Origin of the sequence: Cellulomonas sp., assembly GCF_017744555.1 — a bacterium.
Classification (GTDB): domain Bacteria; phylum Actinomycetota; class Actinomycetes; order Actinomycetales; family Cellulomonadaceae; genus Cellulomonas.
In genome coordinates, this window is the sequence record NZ_JAGIBD010000002.1 from 194,493 (window position 1) to 209,793 (window position 15,301).

The 15,301-nt window shown below is 75.1% G+C and carries 6 protein-coding genes; all 6 read left to right on the top strand.

Features of this window, described 5'->3' with window-relative positions; translation table 11 throughout:
• The first annotated feature begins 26 nt into the window (after positions 1-26).
• From J7523_RS03130 to J7523_RS03155, 6 genes are read left to right on the top strand one after another with little or no spacing between them, the layout of a single operon-like run.
• Positions 27-3,383, top strand: coding sequence for an amino acid adenylation domain-containing protein (locus J7523_RS03130; protein WP_291882117.1), 3,357 nt, complete (start codon positions 27-29; stop codon positions 3,381-3,383).
• Complete coding sequence (locus J7523_RS03135) at positions 3,380-7,816, top strand: amino acid adenylation domain-containing protein (protein ID WP_291882120.1); 4,437 nt, start codon at positions 3,380-3,382, stop codon at positions 7,814-7,816. The genes J7523_RS03130 and J7523_RS03135 overlap by 4 nt, the downstream gene beginning before the upstream one ends.
• Positions 7,813-11,106 (top strand): amino acid adenylation domain-containing protein, encoded by a 3,294-nt coding sequence (locus tag J7523_RS03140; RefSeq protein WP_291882123.1) that lies wholly within the window; start codon positions 7,813-7,815, stop codon positions 11,104-11,106. The genes J7523_RS03135 and J7523_RS03140 overlap by 4 nt, the downstream gene beginning before the upstream one ends.
• The gene (locus tag J7523_RS03145) at positions 11,103-12,377 is read left to right on the top strand and encodes a PQQ-dependent sugar dehydrogenase (RefSeq protein WP_291882125.1); all 1,275 of its coding nucleotides are present in this window, start codon (positions 11,103-11,105) and stop codon (positions 12,375-12,377) included. The genes J7523_RS03140 and J7523_RS03145 overlap by 4 nt, the downstream gene beginning before the upstream one ends.
• A complete protein-coding gene (locus tag J7523_RS03150; protein ID WP_291882127.1) occupies positions 12,374-14,650 on the top strand; it encodes a PQQ-binding-like beta-propeller repeat protein in 2,277 nt (758 codons plus the stop codon). Before J7523_RS03145 ends, J7523_RS03150 begins: the two co-directional genes overlap by 4 nt.
• Positions 14,647-15,285, top strand: a complete 639-nt coding sequence (locus J7523_RS03155) for a VTT domain-containing protein (RefSeq protein ID WP_291882131.1) — start codon at positions 14,647-14,649, stop codon at positions 15,283-15,285. The genes J7523_RS03150 and J7523_RS03155 overlap by 4 nt, the downstream gene beginning before the upstream one ends.
• Positions 15,286-15,301 lie beyond the last annotated feature (16 nt).

Consider the following 15,301-nt stretch of genomic DNA (forward strand, 5'->3'; position numbering starts at 1 on the left):
GGGGGACCATGCCGCCGTCACATCCGATGGGCCTTCCGACGGGCCTGAGTCGGGAACGTGAGGCGCTGCTGCGCCGACGCCTGACCACCGAGGGCCTGGACGTCCGGTCCGACGCGATCCCCGTGCGGACGGACGGGCGGCGGGTGTTCCCGCTCTCGTTCGCGCAGGCGCGGCTGTGGTTCCTGGACCGGCTGCACCCGGGCAACGTGTTCTACACGATCGACGTCGCGCTGCGGCTCGACTTCTCCGTCGACCCGGTGCTCCTGCAGCGGTGCGTCGACGAGGTGGTCGCGCGGCACGAGGCGCTGCGGACGACGTTCGAGACGCGGCAGGACGAGCCGGTGCAGGTGGTGCACGCAGCCCTGCCGGTCCGGGTCGCGCTGGTCGACGTGGGCGACGCGCCCGACCCGCAGGCCGCCGCGGTCGGGGTCGCGACGGCGCAGGCCAGGACGCCGTTCGACCTGCGGACCGGGCCGTTGATGCGGGTCACGCTCGTGCGGCTCGCACCGGCCCGGTGGGTGCTCGCGGTCGCGGTGCACCACATCGTGGCCGACGGGTGGTCGATGCGCGTGCTGTTCGCGGAGATCGCCGCGCTGTACTCGGCGCACGCACGACGTCAGGAGCCCGCGCTCGTCGACCTGACCGTGCAGTACCCCGACTACGCCGTGTGGCAGCGGGACCGGCTGGGCACGCACCTCGACGGTCAGCTCGACTATTGGACGCAGCAGCTCGCCGCCCTTCCGGTGCTGGACCTGCCGACTGACCGGCCGCGCCCGCCCGTCCAGACGTTCACGGGCGCGACGACGACGTTCACGCTGCCCGCACCGGCGGTCGCGGCCCTGCGGTCCCTCACGACGGCGGCGGGTGCGACGCCGTTCATGGGTCTGCTCACGGTGTTCGGGGCGCTGCTGGGGAGGTATGCGGGCACGGACGACGTGGTGATCGGCGCGCCCATCGCGGGCCGGACGCGTGTGGAGCTCGAGCCGCTCATCGGGTTCTTCGTCAACACGCTCGTGCTGCGCCTCGACCTGTCCGGCGACCCGACGTTCTCGGAGGCGCTGGCCCGCACCCGGCGGACCGCGCTCGACGCGTACGCCCACCAGGACGTCCCGTTCGAGAAGCTCGTCGAGACCCTCAAGCCGCCGCGTGACCTGTCCCGCAACCCGCTGGCCAGCGTCGCGTTCCACCTGTTCAGCGACCCGCACCAGCAGCACGCGGCCCCCGCGGGCGGACCGACGCCGGACACGCTGCAGGTCGAGCGCGGGACCGCGGTGTTCGACCTCGTCGTGACGACGTGGGACGACGACGGCACGATCTCCGGGCGGATCGAGTTCAACACCGACCTGTTCGACGCCGCGACGGTCGACCGGCTCATCGCGCACCTGTCGACCCTGCTCACCGAGGCGACGACCCACCCCGACCGCCCGCTGAGCCGGCTCGACCTGCGCACGGCCGCCGAGCGGGTGCAGCTGCGCGCCTGGAACGACACGGCGACCGCGCTGCCGACGACCCCGGTCGAGGCTCTGCTCTCCGCGCACGCGGCGACGACCCCGGACGCGACGGCGCTGGTCACCGACGGCGAGACGTGGACGTACCGCCGGCTCGAGGAGCGGACCAACCGGCTCGCCCACCACCTGCGCGGCCTCGGCGTCGGCCCGGGCACGCTCGTCGGGGTGTGCGCCGAGCGGAGCCCGCACCTGCCGGCGGCGGTCCTCGCGATCCTCAAGGCCGGCGGCGCGTACCTCCCGCTGGACCCGACCTACCCGCCCGACCGGCTCCGCGACATCCTCGACGACGCCCGCCCGGCGCTCGTCCTGGCCGACGCACCGGCCGTGCCGCCCACCGACGTCCCGACCCTCGACCTCGCGACGATCGACCTCGACACCCACCCGGACACCCCGCCGGAGCAGACCGCGACCGATGACGACCTCGCCTACGTGATCTACACGTCCGGCTCGACGGGCCGGCCGAAGGGCGTCGAGATCCCCCGCCGGGGCCTCACCAACCGGATCGCGTGGATGCAGGACGCCTACCGCCTCACGCCCGCCGACCGCGTGCTGCACAAGACGTCCATCGGCTTCGACGTCTCGGTGTGGGAGCTCGTCTGGCCCACCGCCGCCGGGGCCGCCATGGTGCTCGCCGCACCCGGCCGGGGCGCCGACCCCGCGTACCTCGTCGACCTGGTGCGGCGCACGGGCGTCACGACCGTGCACTTCGTGCCGTCCGTCCTGCAGCGCTTCCTGGAGCACCGCGACGTCGCGTCGGCGCGCAGCCTGCGCCGGGTCGTGTGCAGCGGCGAGGCGCTGGGCGCGGGCCTCGCGCAGCGGCTGCTCGCGACCCTCGACGTCGAGCTCGACAACCTCTACGGCCCCACCGAGGCGTCGATCGACGTCACCGCGTGGCGGGTCACGCGGCAGGACACGCACGTGGTCCCGCTGGGTCGGCCGATCGCGAACGTGCGGTGCCACGTGCTCGACGAGCACCTGGAGGAGACTCCGGTCGGCGTGCCGGGGCAGCTCGCGCTCGCGGGCGTGTGCCTGGCGCGCGGGTACGTCGGGCGGCCGGACCTCACCGCCGAGCGGTTCGTCGAGCACCCGCTGGGCGGGGCGCCCGACGGGCGCGTGTACCTCACCGGGGACCGCGCGCGGTGGACGGCCGCCGGTGTGCTCGAGTACCTGGGGCGGGCCGACGAGCAGGTCAAGGTCCGGGGCGTGCGGATCGAGCTCGGCGAGGTGGTGGCCGCGATCGACGACCTCGGGGTCGCCGAGGCGTGCGCGGTCGACGCGCGGCCGGGGGCCGACGGGCAGACGACGCTCGTCGCGTACCTCGTGCTCCGGTCCGGCGACGAGCTGCCGAGCGCCTCGGACCTGCGCTCGAGGCTCGCCGTCAGGCTGCCCGACGCGTTCCTGCCGACCGCCGTCGTCGGCGTCCCCTCGCTCCCGCTGACGCGCTCCGGCAAGCTGGACCGCCGCGCGCTGCCCGACCCGGACGGCGCGGCACGGCCGTCGTCGGCCGGCCCGAGCACGCCCACCGAGGAGCGCGTGCTCGGCATCTGGCAGGACGTGCTGCACCGGCCCGTGATCGGCGTGGACGACAACTTCTTCGACCTCGGCGGCCACTCGCTGCTCGCGACCCAGGTGGTCGCCCGGCTGCAGTACGACCTCGGCGTCGACCTGCCGCTCGTGCAGCTCTTCGAGTCGCCGACGGTCGCGGCGCTGGCCCGCCGGGTCGACGCGCTGCGCGACGCGGGGGGCGGCGACGCACGGATCACCCGGCGCAGCGACCCCGACGCGGCCGCCGACCTGCTCGACCGGATCGACACGCTCACGGACGACGAGGTCGAGGATGCGCTGCGCGAGCTGAGCAGGGGGGAGCCCACGTGACGGACGTGCGCGAGGCGGAGGCCGGGGTACGGCCCGACGACGAGAGGCGGCGGGCGCTCGCCGCGCTGCTGCGGACACGCACGGGCGGGCGCCGGGAGTTCCCGCTGTCGTTCCCGCAGGCGCGGCTGTGGTTCCTCGACCAGTTGCACCCGGGCAACGTGTTCTACACGATCGACGTGGCGCTGCGGCTGGACTTCGCGGTGGACCCGGGGCTGATGCAGCGGGCGGTCGACGACCTCGTCGCGCGGCACGAGGCGCTGCGGACGACGTTCGAGACCCGCGGCGACCAGCCGGTCCAGGTGGTGTCGGCGCACGTGCCCGTGCCGGTCGTGGTGGTCGACGTCGCCGACGAGCCCGACCCGCAGGCTGCGGCGGTGCGCGTCGCGACGGACCAGGCCCGCACGCCGTTCGACCTGCGCACCGGGCCGCTGCTCCGGGTGACCCTCGTGCGGCTCGCGTCGTCCCGGTGGGTGCTCGCGGTCGCGGTGCACCACATCGTGGCCGACGGGTGGTCGACGCGCGTGCTGTTCTCCGAGATCGCTGCCCTGTACTCGGCGCACGCCCGCGGGCAGGACGCGCACCTGCCCGACCTCGCGATCCAGTACCCCGACTACGCCCTGTGGCAGCGCGAGCACCTCACGGGCGAGCGGCTCGACGAGCACCTCGGCTACTGGACGCAGCAGCTCGCCGACCTGCCCGTGACCGACCTCCCCGCCGACCGGCCCCGCCCGCCCGTCCAGACGTTCGCGGGCGCGACGACCCCGTTCTCGCTGCCCGCCCCGGCGGTCGCGGCCCTGCGGTCCCTCGCGACTGCCGCGGGGGCGACGCCGTTCATGGGTCTGCTCACGGTGTTCGGTGCGCTGCTCGCCCGCTACACCGGTGCGGACGACGTCGTGGTCGGCGCACCCATCGCCGGACGCACGCGCGTGGAGCTCGAACCGCTCATCGGGTTCTTCGTCAACACCCTCGTGCTGCGCCTCGACCTGTCCGGCGACCCGACGTTCACCGAGGCCCTCGCCCGCACCCGCCGCACCGCGCTCGACGCGTACGCCCACCAGGACGTCCCGTTCGAGAAGCTCGTCGAGACCCTCGCCCCGCCACGCGACCTGTCCCGCAACCCGCTCGCGTCCCTCGCGTTCCAGCTGTTCTCCGACCCGGCGACCCACGGCGGGACGACGCCCGGGGGGACCGCGGCGGACACGTTGCAGGTCGAGCGCGGCACGGCCGTGTTCGACCTCGTGGTGACGACCTGGGACGACGACGACACCGTCGCCGGGCGCATCGAGTTCAACACCGACCTGTTCGACCACGCCACGATCGACCGCCTGATCCTGCACCTGTCGACCGTGCTCACGGCCGCGACGACCCACCCCGACCGTCCGTTGAGCACCCTGGACCTGCTGTCGGACGGCGAGCGTGACGCCCTCGCGTCCTGGAACGACACCGCGGTGCCGGTGCCGACGATGCCGGTGGGTGCACTGCTCAGCGCGCACGCCGCCGCGGCGCCCGACGCGACCGCGCTCGTCACCGACGAGGGCACGTGGACGTACGGGTGGGTCGAGACGGAGTCGAACCGGCTCGCGCACCACCTCCGCGCGCTCGGTGTCGGCCCGGACACCCTGGTCGCGGTGTGCGCCGAGCGCACCGCGCACCTGCCCGTCGCCCTGTTCGCGGTCCTCAAGGCCGGCGGCGCCTACCTGCCGCTCGACCCGACCTACCCGCCGGCGCGGCTGCGCGACATCCTCGCCGACGCGCGCCCCTCCCTCGTGCTCACCGAGACGCACCTGCACCGGACCCTGCCGACGGCGACGTCCGTCCCGACGCTCGACCTCGACGCCCTCGACGTCACGGGCCACCCCGACACGCCGCCGGCGCGCACCGCGACGGCCGACCACCTTGCGTACGTCATCTACACGTCGGGCTCGACGGGCCGGCCCAAGGGTGTCGAGGTCACGCGCCGCGGACTGACCAACCTCGTCCAGGAGCAGCAACGGCTGATCGGCGTCGGGCCGGGCGACCGCGTGCTGCAGTTCGCGTCGCTGAGCTTCGACGCCGCGACGTTCGAGACCGTGATGGGCCTGTGCACCGGCGCCGCGCTGTGCCTCGGCCCGCGCGAGGCCCTCGACCCCGGGCCCGCGCTCACCCGGTTCCTGCAGCGGCACGACGTCAGCGTCGTCACGCTCACGCCGTCCGTGCTCGCGACCCTCGACCCCGACGACGTGCCCGCGCTCCGGGTCGTCACCGTCGCGGGCGAGGCGTGCCCCGCGCACCTCGTGGACCGGTGGGCGACGGGCGGGCGGCGGATGCTCAACCTGTACGGGCCGACCGAGACGACGATCTGGGCGACCGCCGCGGAGTGCGCGCCGGGCACGGGTCGGCCGCCCATCGGCCGGCCGATCGCGAACGTCCGGTGCCACGTGCTCGACGCCGCGCAGCAGCAGGTCCCGGTCGGGGTCGTCGGCGAGCTGTGGCTCGGCGGGATCGGGCTGGCGCGCGGGTACGTGGGGCGGCCGGACCTCACCGCGGAACGGTTCGTCGACGGGTTCGACGGCCGCCTGTACCGCACCGGTGACCTGGTGCGGCGGCGGGCGGACGGGCAGCTCGACTTCGTCGGGCGCGTCGACACCCAGGTCAAGGTGCGCGGCGTGCGCATCGAGCTCGGCGAGATCGAGGCGGTGCTGACGTCGCACGACGGCGTGCGGGACGCGGTGGTCGTCGACCAGGAGGACGACCGAGGGAGCAGCCGGCTCGTCGCCTACGTGGTGCCCGAGGCGGAGCGCTCGTCCGACCAGGCCGCCGCGCAGGTCGAGCACTGGCGCGCGCTGTACGACACCGCGTACGCCCGCGACGCGGCAGCTCCGGTCGGGGAGTGGTTCGACATCGCCGGCTGGGACAGCACCTACACGGGCGCGCCGCTGCCGGCCGACGAGATGCGCGCGTGGGCCGACACGACCGCGCAACGGATCCTCGACCTGCACCCGCGGCACGTCCTCGAGATCGGCGCCGGGTCGGGGCTGCTCGTGTCCCGGGTCGCGCCGCACTGCGAGCGCTACGTCGCGACGGACCTGTCGTCGACCGCCGTCGACCTGCTGCGCGCGCACGTCGCCCGCGCAGGGCTGCACGGCGTCGAGACCCGGGTGTGCGCCGCGCACGACTCCGCGCCCTACGAGCCGGAGGCGTTCGACGTCGTCGTCCTCAACTCCGTCGTGCAGTACTTCCCCGACGCGGACTACCTGGTCGACGTGCTGCGCCTCGCCGTCGGGGCGCTGCGGGCCGACGGGTCCGTGTTCGTGGGCGACGTGCGCAGCCTGCCGGCCCTGGACGCGCTCGCGACCGACGTCGAGCTCGGGCGGGCCGCCGGTGCGCTGCCCCTGACGAGCCTGCGCGACCGCGTGCGCCGCCGTCGCGAGTCCGAGCAGGAGCTCGTCGTGCACCCCGCGCTGTTCCGGCTGCTGGTCGACCGGACGCCCGCGCTGCGGTCGCTCGCCGTCCGCCCGAAGCGCGGCACGTACGACAACGAGCTGTCGCGGTTCCGGTACGACGTGGTGCTGGGCCGCGCTGCGGCGCCGTCGCCGGACGGACTGCCGACCGCCCCCGGACGTGACCTGTCCGACGTGCGGGACGCGACCGGTCCGGCCCTCGTCACCGGCCTGCCGAACGCCCGGCTCGACGGTCCGCACGGTCGCGTCGCCGACCAGCCCGACGACGCGACGGTCGCGGACCTGCTCGCCGGCTACTCCGGAGCGGAGCACGGGGTGGAGCCCGAGGACGTCTGGCGCCTCGGCGCCGACGTGCAGCTCGACGTCACCGGGCTCGCCCTCGACGTCGCCGTCGGCGTGGACCCGCCCCCGACCTGGCCGCTCGCAGGCGCGGTGGACGGCGGCCTGACCTGGCAGGAGCTCGTCAACGACCCCCTGCGCGGCAGCCTGCGGCAGCGGCTCGTGCCGCAGCTGCGGTCGTTGCTCGAGGACCGGCTGCCCGAGTCGATGCTGCCCAGCGCGATCCTGCTGCTCGACGCGGTCCCCCGGCGGCCCAGCGGCAAGGTCGACCGCCGTTCGCTCCCCCGCCCCGACTCGGGCAGGCCCGACGTCGGCACCGCGTACCTCGCGCCGTCGACGACCCTGGAGGTCGCCGTCGCCGACATCTGGTCGCAGGTGCTGGGCGTCGACGGCATCGGCCTCGGCGACGACTTCTTCCAGGTCGGCGGCCACTCGCTGCTCGCCACGCAGGTCGTCGCCCGGGTGCGCAGCCAGTTCGACGTCGAGCTGCCCGTGCAGACCCTGTTCGAGGACCGCACGCTCGGGGCGTTCGCGGCGGACGTCGAGGACGCGCTGCGGGCCGAGATCACCGGGCTGTCGGACGACGAGGTGCTCCGGCTCGCCGCCGAGGACGGCCCGGCCGGCAGGTCGCTCGACGACGAGGAGCCGGCATGACGACCGAGCGCGTGGACAGCCCGGCAGCGGCCCGCATCAAGGCGGAGCGCGAGGCGCTGCTGGCCCGCCGGATCAACGGCGCGGTCAAGGCCCGCGTCGAGATCCCCCGCCGCGCTCCGGGCGCGGTCGTGCCGCTGTCGTCGCAGCAGCAGCGGCTGTGGTTCCTCGACCAGCTCGTGCCGGGCAGCGCGTTCGCGAACATCGACGTGGCATTGCGCCTCGACTTCCCGGTCGACGCGGACGTGCTGCAGCGCGCGCTCGACGAGGTGGTGCGGCGGCACGAGTCGCTGCGGACCACGATCCGGCCGGTCGACGGGTCCGCCGAGCAGGTCGTCGCCGAGCACCTGCACGTGCCGCTCGTCGTCGTGCCGCTGTCCGGGTCGCCCGCCGAGGTGCAGGCGGCCGTGACGCGGACCGTCACGCAGGAGGCGCGGCGGCCGTTCGACCTGGCCACCGGGCCGCTCGTGCGGGCGACGCTGCTCCGCGAGGGGGAGGGCCGTGGGGCGGCCCGCAGCGTGCTCGTGCTCACCGTGCACCACATCGTGGCCGACGGGTGGTCGATACGGACGTTCTTCTCCGAGCTCGCGACGCTCTACACCGCGTTCGCCGCCGGACGGCGGTCGCCGTTGCCTGAGCTGACGCTGCAGTACCCGGACTACGCCGTGTGGCAGCGCGCGCAGCTCGACGGCGCGTCGCTCGACCGGTCGCTGACCGCCTGGCGCGCCCGGCTGGACGGCGCGCCCGTCCTCGAGCCGCCCACCGACCGGCCGCGGCCCGCGCTGCAGACGTTCACGGGTGCGACGCTCACGTTCACGCTGCCCGCGGCGTCCGTCGACCGGCTGCGCGACCTCGTCGGGGACACCGGCGCGACGCCGTTCATGGGCCTGCTCACGGTGTTCGCGGCGCTGCTCGCGCGGTGGACCGGTCAGGACGACCTCGTGGTCGGCTCGTACGTCGCCGGCCGCACCCGGGTCGAGCTCGAACCGCTCATCGGGTTCTTCGTCAACACGCTGCCGCTGCGGGTCCGGCTCGACGGCGACCCGACGTTCCGCGACGCGCTGCGCACCGTTCGGGAGGTCACGCTCGACGCTCTCGACCACCAGGAGGTGCCGTTCGAGAAGCTCGTCGAGGTGCTCGCGCCGCCCCGCGACCTCAGCCGTAACCCGCTGTGCCAGGTGGCGTTCCAGCTGGTCACCGCGCCGGCGGGGACGACGTCCGGGCTGGCGGCGAGGACCGTCGAGGCCGAGCGCGGGACGGCGAGCTTCGACATGGTGTGGTCGGCGACGCTGCGCGACGACACGGCCGACGGGATCGGGGCGCAGGGCACGCTCGAGTACGACACGGCGCTGTTCGACCGCGAGACGATGGAGCGGCTCGTCGAGCGGTTCACCGTGCTCCTCGACGGGGCGACCACGACCCCGGATGCACCGCTGTCGCGGATCGACCTCACGACCGACGCCGAGCACGCGATGGTCGCCGCGTGGAACGCGACCGACGCGGACGTGCCGGAGGACGGCCTCGCGGCGCTGTTCGCGCGGCAGGTCACCGCGACGCCGGGCGCGACCGCCGTCGTCGCCGCCGACGGGACCCGGTGGACGTACACCGACCTCGACCAGCGGGCGCGGCTGGTCGCCGGGCGGCTCGCGGCCGCGGGCGTCGGGCACGGGACCGTCGTCGGCGTGCTGCTGGACCGTTCGCCCGAGCTCGTCGCGACGGCCGTCGCGCTGCAGCTGCTCGGCGCGACGTACCTGCCGCTCGATCCCGCCTCTCCCGCCGACCGGCGCGCGCTCATGGTCGAGACGGCCCGGGCGGCGCTCGTCGTCGGCGGGCCCGGCACGGACGTCGACGTGCTGACCGACGCCGGCGGCGAGGTGACGCCGTGGGCGGCCGCCGCCGCTGCCCCGGCCGACGTCGGGTACGTGCTGTTCACGTCCGGCTCGACAGGCCGGCCCAAGGGCGTCGCAGGCACGCACCGGCAGGTGCTCAACCGGCTGCACTGGATGTGGCGCACGTATCCGTTCGGACCCGACGAGGTCGCGGCGCTGCGCACCCCGACCGGGTTCGTCGACTCGCTGTGGGAGATCTGGGGCGCGCTGCTGCAGGGCGTGCCGACCGTCGTCGTCGGGCCCGACGTCCAGGCCGACACCGACCGCCTCGTCGACGTGCTCGAACGTCACCGGGTGACGCGGCTGTGGCTCGTCCCGTCGTTCCTGCGCACGCTGCTGACGACCCACCCCGAGCTCGCCGACCGGCTCCCGCACCTGCGGATGTGGGTGGTGAGCGGCGAGCCGCTCGCCGCCGAGCTCGCCGACCGGTTCCACGCCGCGATGCCCGGCCGCGAGCTGCACAACTGCTACGGCACGTCGGAGGTGTGGGACGCGACGTGGCGGGTGTGCCGCGCGGGCGAGCCGGTGGTGCCGCTCGGCCGGCCGATCGCGAACGTCCGCTGCCACGTGCTCGACCGGCACGGCGCGCCGACCGGGGTCGGGGTGCCCGGCGAGCTGTGCGTCGGCGGAGCCGGGCTGGCCGCCGGGTACCTCGGGGACGACGCGTTGACGGCCGCGCGCTTCGTCACGCACGCGGGCGAGCGCGTCTACCGGACGGGTGACCGCGCGCGTTGGCTGCCGACCGGCGAGCTCGAGTTCCTCGGGCGGCTGGACGACCAGCTCAAGGTGCGTGGCGTCCGCCTGGAACCGGGCGACGTCGAGGCGGCCCTCGCGGACCTGCCGGGAGTGCTCGACGTCGCGGTCGCGGCCGGGGACGGCGGGCTCATCGCCTACCTCGTGACGGGCGACGGGCCGCGGCCGACCCTGCTCGACGTGCGGCGCCACCTCGCCCAGCGGGTCCCCGAGCCCGCGATCCCGACGCGCGTGACGTTCCTCGACGCGCTGCCGCACACGTCGAGCGGAAAGCTCGACCGACGCGCGCTGCCCGCACCGGACGCAGCCGCGGGAACCGGCGTCCAGCCGCGCACGCCCGTCGAGCGGCTCGTGCTGGCCGTGTGGGTCGACGTGCTCGACGCCCCTGACGCCGGGGTCGACGACAACTTCTTCGAGCTCGGCGGCCACTCGCTGCTCGCCACGCAGATCGTGTCCCGGCTGCGCCAGCTCCTCGACGTCGACCTGCCGCTGCACCGCTTCTTCGAGGCGCCGACGGCCGCGAGCCTCGCCGCCGTGATCGTCGAGGAGGGCGACCCGGTGCGCGTCTCGCGCGTGGCCGAGCTCGCGGTCGGGCTGCTGAGCATGACGGACGACGAGGTCGCCGCCGCCCTGCGGGAGGACGCGTCATGACGGTCGTGCCCGAGCCGGTGTGGTCGCGGCTCACGTTCCCGACGAGCCTCGCGTTCGACGACGACGGCGTCGCGTTCGTGGCGGAGTCTGGGCTGCCGTTCGGCGGCGCGGCACCCGGCGGACGGGTGTGGGCCGGGCGCCTCGACGACGACCGGCGCAGGCTCGTCGTGGACGGGCTGCCCGCGCCCGTGAACGGGCTGACGTCCGACGAGGGGACGCTGCTCGTCTCGGTGCCGGGCGCGGTGCTGCGGCTGACGCTCGACGGCGAGGTGACCACCGTGGTCGACGGGCTGCCGGCCGGCGGGAACTACCACACCAACATGGTCGCGGTCGGGCCCGACGGGTGGCTGTACCTCGGCCAGGGGGCCATGACGAACAGCGCGGTCGTCGGGCTCGACGGGATCGACCTCGGCTGGCTGCGCAACCACGACCACCCCGCCGACGTGCCCGGGTACGACGTGGTGCTCGACGACGTCGCCGTCGAGACCCCCGACCCGCTCGGCGCACCCGGCGCGACCGCCACGACCGGGGCGTTCGCCCCCTTCGGCACGCGGCTCCCGCCCGGCTCGGTGCTGCGCGGCCGGGTGCCGTGCACCGCCGCCGTCCTGCGCTGCCGGCGCGACGGCAGCGGGCTCGAGCTCGTCGCGTGGGGCACGCGCAACCCGTACGGGCTCGCGTTCCTGCCCGACGGGCGGCTGCTCGCCGTCGACCAGGGCGCCGACGACCGCGGCAGCCGGCCGATCGGCGACGCCCCCGACGTGCTGTTCGAGATCCGACCCGGCGCCTGGTACGGGTGGCCCGACTACGTCGACGGCGTGCCCGTGACCGACCCGTCGCTCACCCCGGTCCGCGGCGAGAAGCCGACGTTCGTGCTCGCCGACCACACGGCCCTGCCGCCGCCCGAGCGCGGCCTCGTCCGGTTCCCGCCCCACACCGCGGCGACCAAGCTCGCAGTCGGACCGGTGGGCGACCCGCGGTGGCAGGGCACCGTGCTGGTCACGCTGTTCGGCGACGAGCGGCCCATGACCGCCCCCGAAGGGCCACGCGTCGGGCGGTCCGTGACGAGCGTCGACACCCGGACATGGGCGATGACCCCGCTCGTCACCGGCCCGCTGCTGCGGCCGATCGACGTGGCGTTCTCCCCGGTCGACGGCACCCCGTACGTCGTCGACTTCGGGCGGTTCGAGATGGGCCCGGCGGGCGGCGTGGAGGCCGTCGCGTCGAGCGGTGGTGTATGGCGACTGCGGATCGAGGAGAGGGACCGACGATGAGCGCCCCGGCTGACCAGGACGTCACCCCCCAGCTGCTCCCCGGCGCGAGCGGCTGGGACCCGGACGGGACGCTCACCGCGACCCGCCGGGCGGACCGCGACGCCGTGCCGTTCGGCCGGGTCGGGCCTGCCGTCGAGGTCGCGGGGCTCGTGCGGTTCGCGCCCGTGATGCTCAAGGTGCCGATCACCGACGAGGACCTCGAGGGGATCGACCCCGCGTCCGTGCGGGTGCTGCGCCGGCTGCCGGGCGGCGGCGCGACCCTCGTCGAGGCGTCGGGTGCCGTGCCCGGGCTCGGTCATGCGTGGGCGGTCGTCACCGAGCCGGGCACGTACGAGGCGTTCGGCCTGCCCCTCGACCCCGTCGCGCAGCAGCTCGTCGAGGGCGCCGCCGCGGGCGGGCCCGTGGTCGACGACGGTGCGCTCGACACCGTGCCGTCGCTGCGCGAGGCCGTCGCCGCCGACCTCGTCGCGACCGACCCCGAGGGGCGGCTGTTCGCCGAGGTGCCGCGCGGCGAGGGCGGCGGCATCGCACCGGCTCCCCTGCCCGGCGGCATCACCGAGCAGGAGCTGCTCACGACGGTGCGCGACACGACCCGCGACCGGACGCCCGAGCAGCGGCTGCTCGCCGGCAGCGCCGAGACCGTCGCCCGCCTGACCCGTGCCCTGCCCGGTGTCCCGGCGAGCGCGAGCTGGTGGATGTACCACCGCGACGTCGAGCACTCCGGCGTCGTCTCGGACAGCCACATCGACCTCACGACCGTCGGCCGCCTGCGCCCCAGGTACCGGCTCCCGCTCGACGGGCCGGTCGTGTCGGTCCCGGCGATCGTCGACAACACGATCTACGTCGGCGTGGGCAACTCGCGCCGGGCGCTCGCCGGCCGCGGCGGCACGCTCTACGCGATCGACCTGCTCACCGGCCGTACCCGCACGCAGTTCACGTTCAACACCCCGCCCCTCGGCGGTTCGCGCCAGGGCCTCGCAGGGATCGCGTGCACACCGTCGGTCGTCGACGGGCGCGTCTACTTCTCGGGGCAGGACGGCAAGCTCTACTGCCTCGACGCGCAGACGCTCGCGCCGGTGTGGGTCACCGACATGCGGCATGCCGACCCCGCCCACCAGCAGCCCGTCACGCACCAGGTCAACGCTGAGGGCTGGTGCTCGCCGCTCGTCGTGAACGGGCGCGTGTACGTGGGCTGGGGTGAGAGCGAGAGCAACACGTTCGGGTTCTTCTACTGCCTCGACGCCGCCACCGGGGACGTCGTCTGGCTGTTCTGCACCACGCTCTTCCCGGGCGTCACCGACAACGTGCCGAACGTCGTGCCCCGGTCCGTGGTCGGGATGCCGCTGCCCCCGCAGTTCGTCGCCGCCGACGACCCACCCGTGCGCGGCGGCTCCCCCTGGTCGTCCGTCGCGTACGACGCCGTGACCGACCGGGTCGTCGTCGGCACGGGCAACGTTCTCCCGCAGCACGCGCTGCCGCAGCCGAAGTACTCGCTCGGCGTGCTGTCGCTCGACGCCCGCACGGGCGGCTCCCCGCGGTTCTTCCAGCCGTCGAACGCGGACAACTACCGGCCCGACGACAGCGACTGCGACGTGGCGGCCAGCCCCTTGATCTACACCGCGGGCGGCCGCCGGATCGTGGCGCTGGGCAGCAAGAACGGCTCGTTCTTCCTGCTCGACGCCGCGACCCTCGAACCGCTCGCCCGCCGCCAGCTGCTGCCCCGCGCGGGCGGCAACGGGGGCTTCCCGGGGGACCGCGGACGACGGCTGCGGTGGGTCGACCCGCGCGAGGTCGAGAACGGGCAGGTGTCGACGGAGAACTTCTACGGCACGTTCTCGTGCCCGGTGGTGCACGCCGGGCTCGGTCGGCTGTTCGTCGGCGTCGGCGGGTTCGAGTTCGGCGGCAAGCACCCCGGCATCGACTCCGCGACCACCGGGTTCCTGCGGGCGCTCGACTGGACCGACCTCACGGACGCGTGGCTCACGCGCGTCGGACCCGACCGGGTGAGCCGGTACGTCGTCCCGTCGCCGCCGCTCTACACGACGCAGGGCGAGGCCGGCTTCAGCTCGCCCGTGCTCGTCAACGACGTCGTGCTCATGTCGACGTCCCGCCCGGCGACGTACGCGTTCGACTCCGCGACCGGGATGCCCGTGTGGCAGGCGCCCGGCTTCGGACCGCAGGTGCCGAACAGCTTCACCCTCGGCCCGGCCGTGTACGGGGACTTCGTGGCCGTCGGGAGCGCCAACCTCGGGCTGCTGGCGTACTCGCTGTGAGCGTCCGCCACTACGTGCTGCTCACGGTCGGGCTGCTCGTCGCGCTGACCGCCATGTTCGTGGCCGTCGAGGCCGCCGGGTTCGCGCTGCTCACGGACCCGACGCCTGCCATGGGCCGGGTGCCCCTCGCGGTCGCCGCCGCGCTGGGCGTCACGTTGCTCGTGGTCGACGTGGTGCTGCCCGTGCCGTCGAGCGTGGTCATGGTGCTGCACGGGACCCTGTTCGGCGCGGTCGCCGGGTCGCTCCTGTCGCTCGCCGGGGCCGTGGGCGCGACCGTGGTCGGGTACCTGCTCGGGCGGGGCGGTGCGCCGCTCGTCGCCCGCGTCGCACCCGTGGCCGAGCAGGATCGCGCGGCGGCGCTGCTCGGCCGGTGGGGGCCGCTCGCCATCGTCGTGACCCGGCCGCTGCCGCTGCTCGCCGAGACGACCGCGATCGTCGCCGGCACCACCCGCGCGCTGTCCGTGCCGCGCGTGGCTGCGTGGGCCGCCGTCGGGGCGGCGGCCCCGGCCGTCGCCTACGCGGTCGCGGGCGCCTCCGCTGCGGGCGGGGCGAACCTGCCGCTCGTGTTCGCCGCGGTCGTGGCGCTGGCAGCGGCGACCTGGCTGCTCGGCCGGCGGACGGCAGGCACGAGCTGACACCGGTTGCCACCCG